The organism is Campylobacter anatolicus, from assembly GCF_018145655.1.
Classification (GTDB): Bacteria; Campylobacterota; Campylobacteria; order Campylobacterales; family Campylobacteraceae; genus Campylobacter_A; species Campylobacter_A anatolicus.
Genome location: NZ_JAGSSY010000007.1, coordinates 1 through 13,537, shown reverse-complemented (window position 1 = coordinate 13,537; position 13,537 = coordinate 1). Strand labels below are relative to the sequence as shown.

At 35.7% G+C, this 13,537-nt stretch carries 12 protein-coding genes and 1 pseudogene; 7 read left to right on the top strand and 6 right to left on the bottom strand.

Translation table 11 applies throughout. The features are described 5' to 3' along the window. Window positions 1-323: 323 nt before the first annotated feature. From proC to proB, 3 genes are read right to left on the bottom strand one after another with little or no spacing between them, the layout of a single operon-like run. Window positions 324-1,139, bottom strand: a complete 816-nt coding sequence (gene proC, locus KDE13_RS08820) for a pyrroline-5-carboxylate reductase (protein ID WP_212143608.1) — start codon at window positions 1,137-1,139, stop codon at window positions 324-326. Between the two features lie 9 nt (window positions 1,140-1,148). Beyond that, on the bottom strand, window positions 1,149-2,396 hold the full coding sequence (locus tag KDE13_RS08815; protein WP_212143607.1) for a glutamate-5-semialdehyde dehydrogenase: 1,248 nt from the start codon (window positions 2,394-2,396) through the stop codon (window positions 1,149-1,151). A gap of 9 nt (window positions 2,397-2,405) precedes the next feature. Further along, a complete protein-coding gene (gene proB / locus KDE13_RS08810) occupies window positions 2,406-3,524 on the bottom strand; it encodes a glutamate 5-kinase (protein ID WP_212143606.1) in 1,119 nt (372 codons plus the stop codon). A 511-nt stretch (window positions 3,525-4,035) separates the two neighbouring features. Here proB and KDE13_RS09850 point away from each other — a divergent pair. After that, window positions 4,036-4,140 (top strand): annotated as a pseudogene (locus tag KDE13_RS09850) (Na+/H+ antiporter NhaA); the annotation flags it as partial. A gap of 851 nt (window positions 4,141-4,991) precedes the next feature. On the opposite strand, the gene infC reads toward KDE13_RS09850, so the two are convergent. Both infC and thrS read right to left on the bottom strand, forming a co-directional pair. Continuing rightward, entirely contained in the window at window positions 4,992-5,510 is a 519-nt protein-coding gene (infC, locus tag KDE13_RS08800) for a translation initiation factor IF-3 (RefSeq protein WP_212139607.1), read from the bottom strand. Then, window positions 5,507-7,327, bottom strand: a complete 1,821-nt coding sequence (gene thrS, locus KDE13_RS08795; RefSeq protein ID WP_229203741.1) for a threonine--tRNA ligase — start codon at window positions 7,325-7,327, stop codon at window positions 5,507-5,509. The genes infC and thrS overlap by 4 nt, the downstream gene beginning before the upstream one ends. A gap of 400 nt (window positions 7,328-7,727) precedes the next feature. Between thrS and nikA the strand changes: the two genes are divergently transcribed. From nikA to KDE13_RS08765, 6 genes are read left to right on the top strand one after another with little or no spacing between them, the layout of a single operon-like run. Further along, window positions 7,728-9,314, top strand: a complete 1,587-nt coding sequence (nikA, locus tag KDE13_RS08790; protein WP_212143605.1) for a nickel ABC transporter substrate-binding protein — start codon at window positions 7,728-7,730, stop codon at window positions 9,312-9,314. Between the two features lie 10 nt (window positions 9,315-9,324). Then, window positions 9,325-10,248, top strand: a complete 924-nt coding sequence (locus tag KDE13_RS08785) for an ABC transporter permease (RefSeq protein WP_212143604.1) — start codon at window positions 9,325-9,327, stop codon at window positions 10,246-10,248. Beyond that, a complete protein-coding gene (gene opp1C / locus KDE13_RS08780; RefSeq protein WP_212143603.1) occupies window positions 10,245-11,090 on the top strand; it encodes a nickel/cobalt ABC transporter permease in 846 nt (281 codons plus the stop codon). The genes KDE13_RS08785 and opp1C overlap by 4 nt, the downstream gene beginning before the upstream one ends. Continuing rightward, a complete protein-coding gene (locus KDE13_RS08775) occupies window positions 11,087-11,878 on the top strand; it encodes an ATP-binding cassette domain-containing protein (protein ID WP_212143602.1) in 792 nt (263 codons plus the stop codon). Before opp1C ends, KDE13_RS08775 begins: the two co-directional genes overlap by 4 nt. Beyond that, on the top strand, window positions 11,866-12,600 hold the full coding sequence (locus KDE13_RS08770) for an ABC transporter ATP-binding protein (protein WP_212143601.1): 735 nt from the start codon (window positions 11,866-11,868) through the stop codon (window positions 12,598-12,600). The genes KDE13_RS08775 and KDE13_RS08770 overlap by 13 nt, the downstream gene beginning before the upstream one ends. Then, the gene (locus KDE13_RS08765; protein ID WP_212143600.1) at window positions 12,593-13,144 is read left to right on the top strand and encodes a GNAT family N-acetyltransferase; all 552 of its coding nucleotides are present in this window, start codon (window positions 12,593-12,595) and stop codon (window positions 13,142-13,144) included. The genes KDE13_RS08770 and KDE13_RS08765 overlap by 8 nt, the downstream gene beginning before the upstream one ends. 209 nt (window positions 13,145-13,353) lie before the next feature. Here KDE13_RS08765 and KDE13_RS08760 read toward each other — a convergent pair. Then, on the bottom strand, window positions 13,354-13,537 hold a 184-nt coding region (locus tag KDE13_RS08760), incomplete at its 5' end, for a hypothetical protein (RefSeq protein ID WP_212143599.1).

The following is a 13,537-nucleotide window of genomic DNA, read 5'->3' as shown; positions in this document are numbered from 1 at the left end:
CTATATTTTCTAACCTTACTATTATTTCACCTCTTTTAATGAAATGTCATAATGTATTTTGATGACAATTATCAGCTTGTCATTTACCTTCTTTAATGTAGTATATGCTTCATATTTACTAAAAATCCACCATTATACATAAGTTTTTGCTCTAATTACTCACGCACCATAATTCATCTTTAAAATGTCTGAAAAATATAACCAAATCTAAGCTTAATTAGAATATAAATTTTATAAAAGCATCTTCAAAAACTCTTTGGTATACTTAGCTATCTGTAGCTTACTAAAAATACTTTACTTTTATACATTTTTCTTTATTTGGTTTATTGTCTTGTCTTTCTCGCTGCTACACTTACTGCCTCTATCACGGCACTTCTAAATTTAGCATTTTCTAACACTCGTACCGCTTCTATACTCGTGCCTGATGGGGAGCAAACATCATCTTTTAAATTTGCCACATGTTTTTGGCTTTGTAGTGCCATATTTGCACTTCCGGCAACCGCGGCTGCTGCTATCTTATACGCCTTATCTCTACTAAGCCCTTCTAAAACTGCCCCATCAGCAAGGGCTTCTATAAACATAAAAACATAAGCCGGTAAACTCCCTGCGATACCAACAAATGCAGGAAATGCACTCTCATCAAGCTCAAAAACTTCGCCAAAGCTTGATAGAATTTGCATAATATTTTTACGCTCATCTTGACTCACACTCTTGCTAAAATTTACCGCCGTTACACCACATCCAATGAGTGCTGGTGTGTTTGGCATAGTTCGCACGACTTTAAATTTATAGCTTGATTCATCAGTAGTACTGCTTAAAATATCATGCACTCTTGCTATGCTAAAACTAGGAGCTAATGTAATGATGATCTGTGTTTTTATCTCACTTTTTATCAAATTTAAAACACTCTCATAAGCGTTTGGCTTAACGGCTAAAACTATCACATCAGCATTGTTTACAACCGCAATTTCATCACTAACCACGCTCACACCGTATTTATGTGCGAGTTCATCGTTCTTACTTTTTGCAAATACCACAATATTTGAAGCCTTAAAATTTGCCCTAACGAGTGAGCCTATCATAGCCTCGCCCATATTACCGCCACCGATAAAACCAATATTTAAATTTAGATCACACATTTTATCTCCCTATCTCGTCTGTCCTGCACCACGCACGATGTATTTGTATGTCGTTAGTTCACTTACACCCATCGGTCCTCTAGCGTGTAGCTTTTGTGTTGAGATGCCAATCTCCCCGCCAAATCCAAACTCTCCACCATCACTAAAACGAGTGGAAGCATTTGCATAGACTACTGCACTATCAATGCTATTTAAAAACTGCTCTATATTTGCGTAGTTTTGGCTTATTATACTGTCTGAATGTTTGCTAGAATGGGCGTTTATATACTCTATAGCCTCACCCACATCTGCCACGCTTTTAATAGCTAAAATAAGAGCTAGATACTCCGTGCCAAAGTCGCTCTCATCGGCTTTTATAACATTTTTAAATTTATTAAGCTTATCATAAAATTTACTCTCAACCCTTAGCTCCACACTCTGCAATTCATCAACTAGATTTGGTAAAATTTTCTCTGCAATCTTTTCGTGTAAAAGAACGCATTCAACGCTATTGCAAGCACTTGGACGTTGCATTTTTGCATTTTTGATTATATTTATAGCCTCACTTAAATCCGCACTCTCATCAACGTAGATATAGCACACTCCAGAGCCTGTCTCAATGACTGGTATCGTAGCGTTTTGTATTATAAATTCTTTAAGCTTCTTGCCACCACGTGGGATAAGCACATCAATGTATTTATGTAATTTTATCATCTCGCTCACTGCCTCACGCTCTGTAGTTGCAATAAGGCTTACTGCACCACTTGGTAGCCCTAGCTTTGCACCTACACAGTTAAATAAATTTACTAAAAATATATTTGAGTTTATCGCACTAGCCGAGCCACGCAAGATAATAGCATTTGAGCTTTTAAGTGCCAAAGCTGCGGCGTCTATGCTTACATTTGGACGAGACTCATATATCATACCAAGCACTCCAAGTGGTACACGCACCTTTGAGATTTTCAGTCCATTTTTATGCTCCCATCCGCCAAGTACTTCGCCAACGATGTCTTTAAAATTTGCCAACTCCACAACCCCCTGCGACATAGCCTCTATCCGAGAGTCCGTAAGCGTCAAGCGGTCTATTAATGCCTCGCTCATACCGCTCATACGAGCTGCTTTAATATCCTTTAAATTTATATCTTTTATCGCCTCTTTTTGTGCTATTAGCTCATCTGCAACTGCTTTTAAAATGTCGTTTTTCACACTCGCACTCAGGTTTAAAAGCTCCTTGCTTGCAGCCTTTGCAGCCTTTGCGATCTTTAAAATTTCACTCATTTTTGCTCCTTAGTTTATCGCTATATTATCAGCATGGATAAGGTCATCATCGTATTTGTAGCCTAAAATTTGCTCTATCTCCTCACTCTTTCGCCCATTTATCAGAGCTATCTCACTTGATGAGTAATTAACTATACCGCATGCGATCAACTCATTTTTGCTATCTCTTACCGAAACTATCTCACCACGCTCAAACTCACCGCCAACTCCATTCACACCGACACTTAGCAGACTTTTACCACTCTTTATAGCCTTTACCGCTCCATCATCAATACTTAAAAAGCCTTTTTGTGTTGCACCATATGCTAGCCAATATTTGCGTGAGTTTAGTTTGTTTGCATTTGCGACAAATAGCGTACCTATCACAATTTCATCTAAAATTTTAAGCAATACATTGCTGTCTTTACCATTTGCTATTATTAAATTTGCACCGATTTTGTTTGCCATTTTAGCAGCGGTAAGCTTTGTAGCCATACCGCCAGTGCCAAATTTAGAGCCCTCGCCACCTGCCATTTTTAAGATACTTTTATCTATATTTTGCACCAAATTTATAAGCTTTGCGTCTTTAAATTCATTTGGATTTTTATCATAAAGTCCGTCTATATCGCTTAAAATAATAACCAAGTCCGCATCAATAAGTCCAGCCACCAAGGCACTAAGCGTGTCATTGTCCCCCACTTTTAGCTCATCAGCTACAACTGGGTCATTTTCATTTATGATAGGCACAATACCCCAAGATAAAAGCTGGTTACAAACATTTCGTACGTTTAGATAGCGTTTGCGGTTGCTAAAGTCACCACGAGTAAGCAATAGCTGAGCGATACCACTTGAATACGCCCAAAATATATACTCATAAAGATGCATAAGCGAGACCTGCCCCACGGCAGCAAGAGCCTGTTTTTGACTGATGTTGCATGGCTTTTCTTTAAATTTCATACGCCCCATACCAGCACCTACTGCACCAGAGCTAACTAGCACGACATCATATCCACGCCGTTTTAACTCACAAATTTGAACCACCAAAGATTTAATAAACTCTTCATTTAGCGTCCCATCAGCCTTTGTAAGCGTTGAAGTACCTACTTTTACGACTATTTTTTTAACTTTTTTTAATATATCTCTAGACATTTTTGTCCTTTTAAATTTAAAACCACTTTTATTGCATAAAATTTATAAGCTTTATTTCCTCAAAAAGCTGTTTACACCACTTTATGACACGATTTTTATATTTGGCACTTTTATTAGCAAACAAGACTCAAAATTTGTCCATAAATTTGCAATATTGTTTGATTATTGTCTTCTAAATTTACTCTGTAGATTATAGCTAAATTTAACTTGAATTCTCAGCTAAAATATAAATAAAACTATTAAAGTGTCTTTATCTTTAAAATATAGACTTTTTAATGAGTATGACATTTTCCATATTTATTAAAATATCTAATATCTGGCACATTTATATTTTGATACAAATGACGGACTTATGACAAATATTTTTCTTATAGTACTTGGGCTAAAGTGTGAATATTTCAAGGATATTTACACAACCCAGCCCAAATCGCACTTCTAAATATTGCAGGTCTTGGCGATATCATTGTTACTGTAATAATCTTTTGCTCACTTACAAAGTACGGATAGCTTTGCACTTGGCTGCTGGGCGATGCCCAAAGCTACAAACATCGCATTTACACTATGCATCTTAAGCCTACTTTGTCATTGTGTGCCAACTACACTTAAATTTTTATGAGACTGAATATTATTGATTATTTATACACGATTATCATTATTGCACTATTTTATACAAGTGAGCTTAGTGTAGTTTTGCATTTCATCAGTCTGTATCGTGGGACTTTTTGTGCTAAATCACCTTGGCGTTAAAAGTAAAGTAATTTATCTCATAATATGTGTGCTAGGATAAAGTATTCATGCTTTTCTTGTTGGAGTCATAGCGATGTTTTTATGCCTATTAAATTTAAAACTCTATGTTAAAAAGCATAGAGTATGATCCACACAACTAGGTGGCATAGTAGCCACCAATATTTGTCTTTATTAATGCTAGTATCTATATACGCGATATTTGTGTTGAATAGCTGTTTTAAATATGAGTCTTGACTTATTCTAGGACTTTTTGTAGGAAAATAAGCGGTATGTTTATCCTTTTAGCTTTTTGGCTATTAAATTTAAAATAACAAAATTATCAGCTAATGTAATATGGACGTAACTATGGCGTAGTGATGCTTTGTGGCGTGGGGTTTATGATGAGACTTTTTGTCAATGGACTAACTTATAATGGCATACATATTTGCATATACAGATAAAATAGCTATCTTACTCATTTCGTTACTCTCTGGAGTGGTTGGGTATTTAATACTTAGACTTAGCACAAAAAGTAATGTAGTGACATAAAAAATATTTAGCTATAAATTTAATATAAAAATGAGTGATTATTTCAAAAGTAGCGATAAACTACTACTTAATCAAAGCAAAATGAGTGTGCGTACTATATTTAATAGTTATGAAGAGCTATCTATCACAATAAACAATCACTAAAATACAAAAATTTACTCTCACAAAAAAGTGAGAGTAAAAGTAGGAGCATTACGCCTTTTTAGGCATAACAAGCATATTTACGTATCGCCCTTCTATGAGTGGTTCTTTATCACGATCAGCAACATCTTTTACCATCTCCCAGACCTTTTCTAGCATAACTACACCAGCCTCAGGTGTACTCATCTCACGTCCCTTTAAAAAGACGCGAAATTTTACGTGTTTACCATCTTCTAAAAACTCAAGTGCGTGTTTTACTTTATAATTAATGTCATTTTGAGCGATTTTGACTGAGAGTTTTATCTCTTTTATGTCAATGATCTTTTGCTTTTTCTTCGCCTCTTTTTGCTTTTTCTCCTGCTGATAACGGAATTTACCATAATCCATTATCTTACAAACTGGCGGCTTACCATCAGGGGCGATGAGAACTAAGTCAACTCCCATTTTCTCAGCTATATTTAAAGCTTCGTCTCTTGATATAACACCGTAGTTTGTGCCATCATCGCCGACACATCTTACCTCACGCGCTCTTATGTCCTCGTTGAGCAATACCTCTTGTTCTTTACTCAAAAATGCACCTCATTTAGTTTGTCCTTTGTTAAATTTATAAACTCCACCAAGCTTAATTCGCTCTGTGTTCTAGCCTGTCTGTCGCGTAGTGCGATGCTCTCATTTTCCACCTCAGCATCACCTAACACGGCTATCATAGGCACTCTTTGCTTCTCTGCCGTTCTTATTCTTTTATTTAAACTCTCATTTTTATTTGAAATTTCAGTATCTACGCCGACCTTACGTAGCTCACGAGCCACTTTTTTAGCGTATTCATTATGTGCGTCATTTATAGGTACTATGACAACCTGCGTAGGTGCTATGAAAAATGGCAGCTCTCCACCGGTATGTTCTATCAAAATCCCTATAAATCTCTCAAAACTACCGAGCAATGCACGATGCAACATAACCGGTCTTTGACGTTCGTTATTACTATCTATATAACCAAGATCAAATCTCTCTGGTAGGTTAAAATCCACTTGTATCGTGCCACACTGCCATTTACGCTTAAGTGCGTCTGTTATCTTTATATCTATCTTTGGTCCATAAAATGCACCGCCTCCTTCGTCTATGCCGTATTTAAAGCCGTTTTCATCAAGAGCCTCTTTAAGTGCCTTTGTCGCTATCTCCCAAATTTCATCACTGCCGATAGCTTTGGCTGGTTTGGTTGAAATTTCCATCTCATATTCAAAACCAAAACTCTTCATAATCGCTCCAGCAAAGCTTAAAATCTCTAAAATTTCGCCCTTTATCTGACTAGGCATACAAAAGATATGCGAGTCATCTTGCGCAAACTCTCGCACTCTAAAAAGTCCATGTAAAACACCACTTTTTTCGTGGCGATGAACTACGCCATATTCAAAAAATTTAAGTGGTAAATCGCGGTAACTCCTAATGTCTGTTTGATACACTTTTAAGTGTCCTACGCAGTTCATCGGCTTTATGCCATACTCTTGTTCATCAATGGTTGTAAAATACATATTTTCTTTATAGTTTGCGTAATGCCCTGAGCGTTTCCACACGTCTGACTTTAGCAACTCTGGACCACGAACTGGCTCATAGCCACGCTCACGGTGTGCTTTATACAAAAGCTGCTCTATCTTTGAGCGAAGTCGTCCGCCATTTGGCAACCAAAGTGCAAGTCCACTACCAATCTCATCATCGAAGCTAAATAGCTTCATCTCCACACCAAGCTTTCGGTGGTCTCGCTTTTTAGCCTCTTCCACCATCGTGATATACTCTTTTAAACTCTCTTTATCGGCATAAGCTGTGCCATAAATTCTATTTAACATTTCACGATTCTCATCGCCACCAAGATATGCCCCAGCAACACGAGTAAGCTTAAAAAATCTTAAAAATTTAGTATTTGGTAGGTGCGGACCACGGCATAAGTCCTCAAAATCGCCCTGCGAGTAGCTACTCACTTCGCCATCTGGAATTCGCTTTAATACCTCTTGTTTTAAGTCATCATTTTTAAATTTATTACTCATAAAGGCTTTGGTATTACAGCTTTTTACTATATCAAGTCTAGCCTCAGCTAGTTCTTTCATCTTTTTTTCTATCGCTGTAAGGTCGGTCTCGCTTAACTTCGTGCCACTCTCATCAACTCTAAAATCATAGTAAAATCCATCCTCAACATTTGGACCTACGAAGAATTTAGCCTCTGGATAAAGCGACTTGATAGCTTGTGCCATAAGGTGTGCACAGGAGTGACGTATGACGTTTAGTGCATCTGGTGAGTTGTCAAAATATATCGGCTTTGCTACACTCTCACGCCCCGCGATACTTTGAGTATCTACTATCTCTCCGTTAAGTTTGTATGCGATTATATCACTCATTATTTTTCCTTTTTACTGAACTGTCTTTTTTACATTAAAAGAACGTGCTAAATTTTATCTAAATGGACTTTAAGCTATACTTAATAAAAGAATTTTGTTTAAATTTTATAAAAGGTAAATTTAAAATATATATATTTATATTTTAATATTATGTATTTCAAGAATTTTAGATATTTATCTTATTATATTTTATGGCAAAAGTATTATGATTTGCTTTGAAAATAAATTTAGTAATTCTCGTCTTTTCATATTAAATTTATTTTTCTCCCTACGATCTAGTATGAGTAAATAGTTTGCCTCGCACACTTTTATATATTCGTCATATTTTAATATTAATTTTAAATTTAAAATACTAAAATAACACTAGTATTTATTTAGTAATATTTCAGAGGATCAAAATATGATGCTGTTTAAATTTAAAAGTATGATTTTAGTGCTTGTTGCATTTAGCTTTATATTTTTTGGTTGTAGCGAAACGACAAGCAAAAAACAAATCAAAACTGAGCTTGTATATGCCAGCACAAAAGATATAAGAAATATAAACCCACACCTTTATAGCGGTGAAATGGCAGCTCAAAATATGGTATTTGAGCCACTCATTTTAGATACTAAAGATGGTATAAAGCCAAATTTAGCTCAAAGATGGGAGATAATAGACGGTGACAAAAGCTATATTTTTCATCTTAGAAAAGACATTAAATTTAGCGATGGAAGCGAATTTGATGCAAATGTAGTCAAACAAAATATCGATGCAGTTTTGGCAAACCGTACACGACACGCTTGGCTTGAGCTAATAAATGAGATACAAAGTACAGAAGTAGTCGATAAATTTACATTTAAACTAAATTTGAAAAATCCTTACTATCCAACGCTAACCGAACTTGCAATGACTCGTCCATTTCGTTTTCTATCACCAAATTGTTTTGAAAATGGTAGCACAAAAGATGGCGTTAAATGTCTCGTCGGCACTGGTGCTTGGGTACTTAGCAAATACGATAAGAATGCATTTGCACTATTTGAACGCAATGAAAACTACTGGGGTGAAAAACCGAAGCTAAAAAGCGTAAAATGGCGTGTTATACCAGATCATCAGACTATGCTTTTAGCACTACAAAAGGGTGAAATCGATCTAATATTTGGTGCAGACGGTGATATGATAAATTTAGATGCATTTAAAGCTGTACAAAATAGTGATAAACTAGCTACACTTCTAAGCGAACCGATCGCATCAAGAGCGATACTACTAAACTCAAAACAGCCTATAACGATGGATATAAAAGTGCGTGAAGCTCTGGTATACGCAGTAAATAAACAAGATATAGTTAGTGGTATACTAAATGGTACCGAAAAAGTGGCTGATACACTATTTGCAAAGACAACACCATATGCAAATATAGAACTTGTGGCTAAAAAATTTGATCCAACAAAGGCAGCACAGATTTTAGACGAAGCGGGATATAAAAAGGGCGATGATGGATACAGATACAAAGACAATGTTAAACTTAGTTTAAGACTTTATTTTAACATCAATAACGCCCAAGAAAAAGTCATCAGTGAATACATACAAAGCAACTTTAAAGACATCGGCATCGAGCTAAAAATTTACGGCGAAGAGAAACAAGCATTTTTAAATCGTCAAAAAAATGGCGATTTTGACCTTCAATACTCCCTATCTTGGGGCATACCATATGATCCACAATCATACATTTCATCGTGGCGAACACCGACTCACGGTGACTATCAAGCCCAACTAGGACTTGAAAAAAAAGAGTGGCTAGATACTAAAATAAAACAAATTCTTATCGAGCCAGATGAGCTTAAACGCACACAAATGTATAAAGAAATTTTTACATATATCCACGAAAGCAACATTTATATACCGCTTAGCTATTCACGCACAAAAGCGGTTTTCGTACCAAATTTAAAAGGCGTTGGCTTTAATATCTCACAATACGAGATACCATTTGAAAAAATGCATTTTGAATAGATAGACAAAAATGAAAACATACGCTCTAAAACGCATCGCTTTAGCACCGATACTGCTACTTTGCGTATCGTTTGGAGTATTTTGTCTATTAAATTTAAACTCAATTAATCCAGCCGAAGTCGCTCTGCGTGTCAATGATATAACGGTAACACCACAAGCGTTATCTGATATGCAGCGTGAGCTTGGACTAAATAAGCCATTTTTTGTTAGATATATAGCTTGGCTAAGCGAAGCTATAAGTGGAAATTTAGGGCTTAGCTACGTTACACGCACGCCCGTTTTAGATGAAATTTTTCATGCATTGCCTATCACGCTAAGTCTTGCTCTTTGCACTCTTATTTTGATACTAGCTTTGAGTTTTTCTTTGGGAATTTACTGTGGTTTGCATGAAAATTCGCTAGGCGATAGGATGGCTAGGGCTTTTATATTTTTATCATCAGCAATGCCTAGTTTTTGGTTTGGGCTTATACTGATTTTGATATTTTCGGTAAATTTAAATTTATTTGATACAAGCGGTTATAATGGTTTTAAAAGCCTTGTGCTACCTAGTATCACGCTAAGTATAGTCCATACTAGCACATATGCTAGAATGCTTAGAAACACTATGATAAGCGTCAGTTCACAGCCATTCATTGCCTACGCAAAGGCTCGTGGGCTAAGCAAAAATTTAATCAACCGCCATATCATTAAAAACGCTCTTAAACCCTGTATAATCGCACTTGGTATGTCCGTGCCAAAGTTCATAGCTGGCACATTTGTCGTTGAGAGCATATTTGGACTTAATGGTGTTGGTCGAGTATGTTTGCAAGCGATTTTTAGCAGGGATTATCCACTTATATCAGCTCATATTTTACTGCTTAGCTCAGCTTTTATAATCTTTAATCTCACTGCCGATATACTCGTGCGAAAGCTAGATAAAAGGATACAAATATGAGAGATATTGTCATAAATTTTAGGAAAAATTTTTTAACTCTTATCTCAATTTTTATCATTTTGATGGTGATATTTTTGGGTATTTTTGCAAATTTTATCGCTCCAAATGATCCGCTCACACCAAATCTAGCAAACAAATTTGCTTCGTTTAGCATAACCTATCCGCTTGGGACAGATCATCTTGGCAGATGTGTGCTTTCAAGGCTCATTTATGGTATCCGCACGACGCTATTTTTAGCGTTTATAACGATATTTATAACGATATTTTTAAGCACTATCATAGGTACACTCGCTGGATATTTTAATTTTTTTGGCAATGTAATTATGAGAGTCTGCGATGCAATGTTGGCTTTTCCAGCGGAACTTTTTATCCTTTCTATAGTTGGATTTTTAGGCGTTGGCGTAGCAAATATCATCATCGCAACTATCATTGCAAAAAGTGCATGGTATATACGTATGATATACACTTTTACGCTTGAATATAAAAACGTAAATTTTATACTTTTTTCACGTGCAAGTGGCATTAGCGACACGACTATCATATGCAAACACATACTCCCTTGTATATCCAAAGATATAATTTTACTTATTTCGCTTGATGTAGGCTGGGTGATACTAAGTCTTTCAGCCTTGTCTTTTTTAGGGCTTGGGGTGCAAGCACCAACACCTGAGTGGGGAATGATGCTAAATGAAGCTAAAAACGTTCTAAGCGTCGCACCATTTCAGACGCTACCCTCAGGTGTGTGTATACTAGTTGTAGTTTTAGCCTTTAACTTTTTGGGCGATAGCTTATCAGAGACACTTGATAAAAGACGCTACATGCAAATAAAGTTGGCAAAATGAGCGAAATTTTAAGCGTCAAAAATTTAATCATCACTGACAAGATCAGTCAAAAAATACTCATAAATAATATCTCATTTGCTCTCAAAGAGTGCTCTACTCTTGGAATTGTAGGTGAAAGCGGAAGCGGTAAGACGATGATATGCAAGGCTATAATGGGGCTTTGTGAAGAAAATTTAAATATAAGCGGTAAGATAGAATTTAATGGAGAGAATTTATTAAGCTTAAATCAAATCACTTTAAATAAAATTCGTGGCAAAAAGATCTCACTCATCACACAAAACGCACTTACCGCACTCGATCCGCTATATACAATAAAAGATCAATTCTACGAAAGTTTAAATTTAAAAGACAAAAAAGTCGCCTTAGAGCTTACTTTATTTTGGCTTGATAAAATGGGATTAAACGCCACTAAAACCGCAGCTGCCTACCCACACGAGCTTAGTGGCGGACAACTGCAACGTGCCATCATCGCACTAGCTCTCGCTCAAGATCCAGATATCATCATCGCCGATGAGCCGACATCAGCTCTTGATACGATAAATGCAAAAGAGATCTTAAATATCTTTAAATTTATCAAAAATGAGTGCAAAAAATCACTCATTTTCGTTTCACATGATCTTGGAGCAGTCGCGTTTTTAAGTGATGAAATTTTACTTATGCAGCACTCAAATTTAGTAGAGTTTGGCACAAAAGATAAGTTTTTCTCATCACCGAAAAGTCAAAGTGCTAAAAATCTTATAAACACACACAAAGAGCTTTTTTCAAGGTTTAACCAATGCTTTGCGTAAAAAATTTGTATAAATTTTATGGTGATAAAATGGTGCTAAACGATATAAATTTCACTATCAAAAAGGGCTCTTGCACCGCCATAATCGGCGAAAGCGGAAGTGGCAAAAGCACGCTTGCTAGGTTGATTTTAGGATTAGAAAAGGCTGATAGTGGAGAAATTTTATATGAAAACTTAAGCTTAACAAAATGGAAAAATAGCAGTAAAAATACTCTAAGCGTAGTTTTTCAAGACTACAACACATCTATAAATCCAAATTTTAAGGTCAGAGAAATTTTATCTGAGCCATTTTGGGGACGCAAAGATGATATAAATTTCAAAGAGATTTTAAACAATGTTTGGCTTAATGAAACATTTTTAGATCGCTATTCACATGAGCTTAGTGGCGGACAACTGCAACGCATCTGTATTGCTCGTGCAATAGCTATAAAACCAAAAATTTTAGTACTTGACGAGCCACTTAGTTCGCTTGATGTAAGCGTTGGATTTGAGATACTTAAACTACTAAAAGATCTAAAACAAAGGCTTGATATGAGCTTTATTTTTATCACTCACGATCTTGAGAGTGTGGCATTTTTATGCGATCGTGTAATCGTGTTGCGTAATGGCGTAATAGATGATGATATAAATTTAAAAAATATTGATAAATCAAGTTTTAGTGACTATACAAAAAGACTAATAAGCTCGGTAATACCGATAAATTTAAAGGGTAACAGTGTTTGAAAATATCAAGATAAAAAGGGTTGATTTAGATCATTTTGAAAAGGTTGAAAAATTTTTATACTTACAATGCAAATGCTGTTATCAAAACCGCATAGATGATAAGCGATTTAGTCAAATAAAAGCTAGACTAAAATGTGAAATAATGATGGCAAGAAGTGCGTTATTTGGAGCATTTATCGGCGATGAGCTAGTAGGATGTATATTTATCGGTGAGTATGATAAACGTATAAAAATACTTCACGATCAAGTTTGTGGCAATGTTGCCGAAATTTCAAGATGTTATGTCAAGGCCGAGCTTAGGCGTATGGGTATAGGAAAGGCTTTATTTCGCAAAGCTTTAAAATTTGCTAAAAATTACGACTACGAGCAGCTTTATCTACATACGCACTATTTTTTACCTGGTGGATTTTTATTTTGGAAAAGTGTTGGATTTGACGTGGTATTAGATGAAAAGGATGATTGGCAGACTGTGCATATGCAACTTATGCTAAAACAAAATATAAATTTTTATGGCAGAAAATGTGGTGGCCACGAAAGGATTTAAAATTTTTTATATAACTCCGTATTATAGGTGCATTGTAATAAAATTTGACTTTTAGTGTCCGTTATTATGTCTGCTATTTACTAAAACTATTTATCGGTTTGCTTATTTTTTACCCAACAAGCTATCATCATTACTCATCAATGTATCACTTTAAAGTACGATCATACTTAACGTCTCTTTCATAAAAGCGTCTTATAAAAATTCCTTTGTCACCAATCTCGTCTATAGTCTTGTTTGAATAAGATAAACCCCCACTGAATCATTAGATTATTTGGCAGTGTTACATAACCATTTTCGCTAAAGCTTTTGCTTTTATTTAGTAGTTGATAAATACCTCTTTGGCTTATTGCTGTATCACTAGCTGCTCCTAGAGTGTTATCACTAAGCTTTACA

Excerpts from the sequence above, each read along its gene's own strand:
- proC (WP_212143608.1), bottom strand. The coding sequence starts at position 1,139 with ATGTGTGATCTAAATTTAAATATTGGTTTTATCGGTGGCGGTAATATG.
- KDE13_RS08815 (WP_212143607.1), bottom strand. The coding sequence starts at position 2,396 with ATGAGTGAAATTTTAAAGATCGCAAAGGCTGCAAAGGCTGCAAGCAAG.
- proB (WP_212143606.1), bottom strand. The coding sequence starts at position 3,524 with ATGTCTAGAGATATATTAAAAAAAGTTAAAAAAATAGTCGTAAAAGTA.
- thrS (WP_229203741.1), bottom strand. The coding sequence starts at position 7,327 with ATGAGTGATATAATCGCATACAAACTTAACGGAGAGATAGTAGATACT.
- nikA (WP_212143605.1), top strand. The coding sequence starts at position 7,728 with ATGATGCTGTTTAAATTTAAAAGTATGATTTTAGTGCTTGTTGCATTT.
- KDE13_RS08785 (WP_212143604.1), top strand. The coding sequence starts at position 9,325 with ATGAAAACATACGCTCTAAAACGCATCGCTTTAGCACCGATACTGCTA.
- opp1C (WP_212143603.1), top strand. The coding sequence starts at position 10,245 with ATGAGAGATATTGTCATAAATTTTAGGAAAAATTTTTTAACTCTTATC.
- KDE13_RS08775 (WP_212143602.1), top strand. The coding sequence starts at position 11,087 with ATGAGCGAAATTTTAAGCGTCAAAAATTTAATCATCACTGACAAGATC.
- KDE13_RS08770 (WP_212143601.1), top strand. The coding sequence starts at position 11,866 with ATGCTTTGCGTAAAAAATTTGTATAAATTTTATGGTGATAAAATGGTG.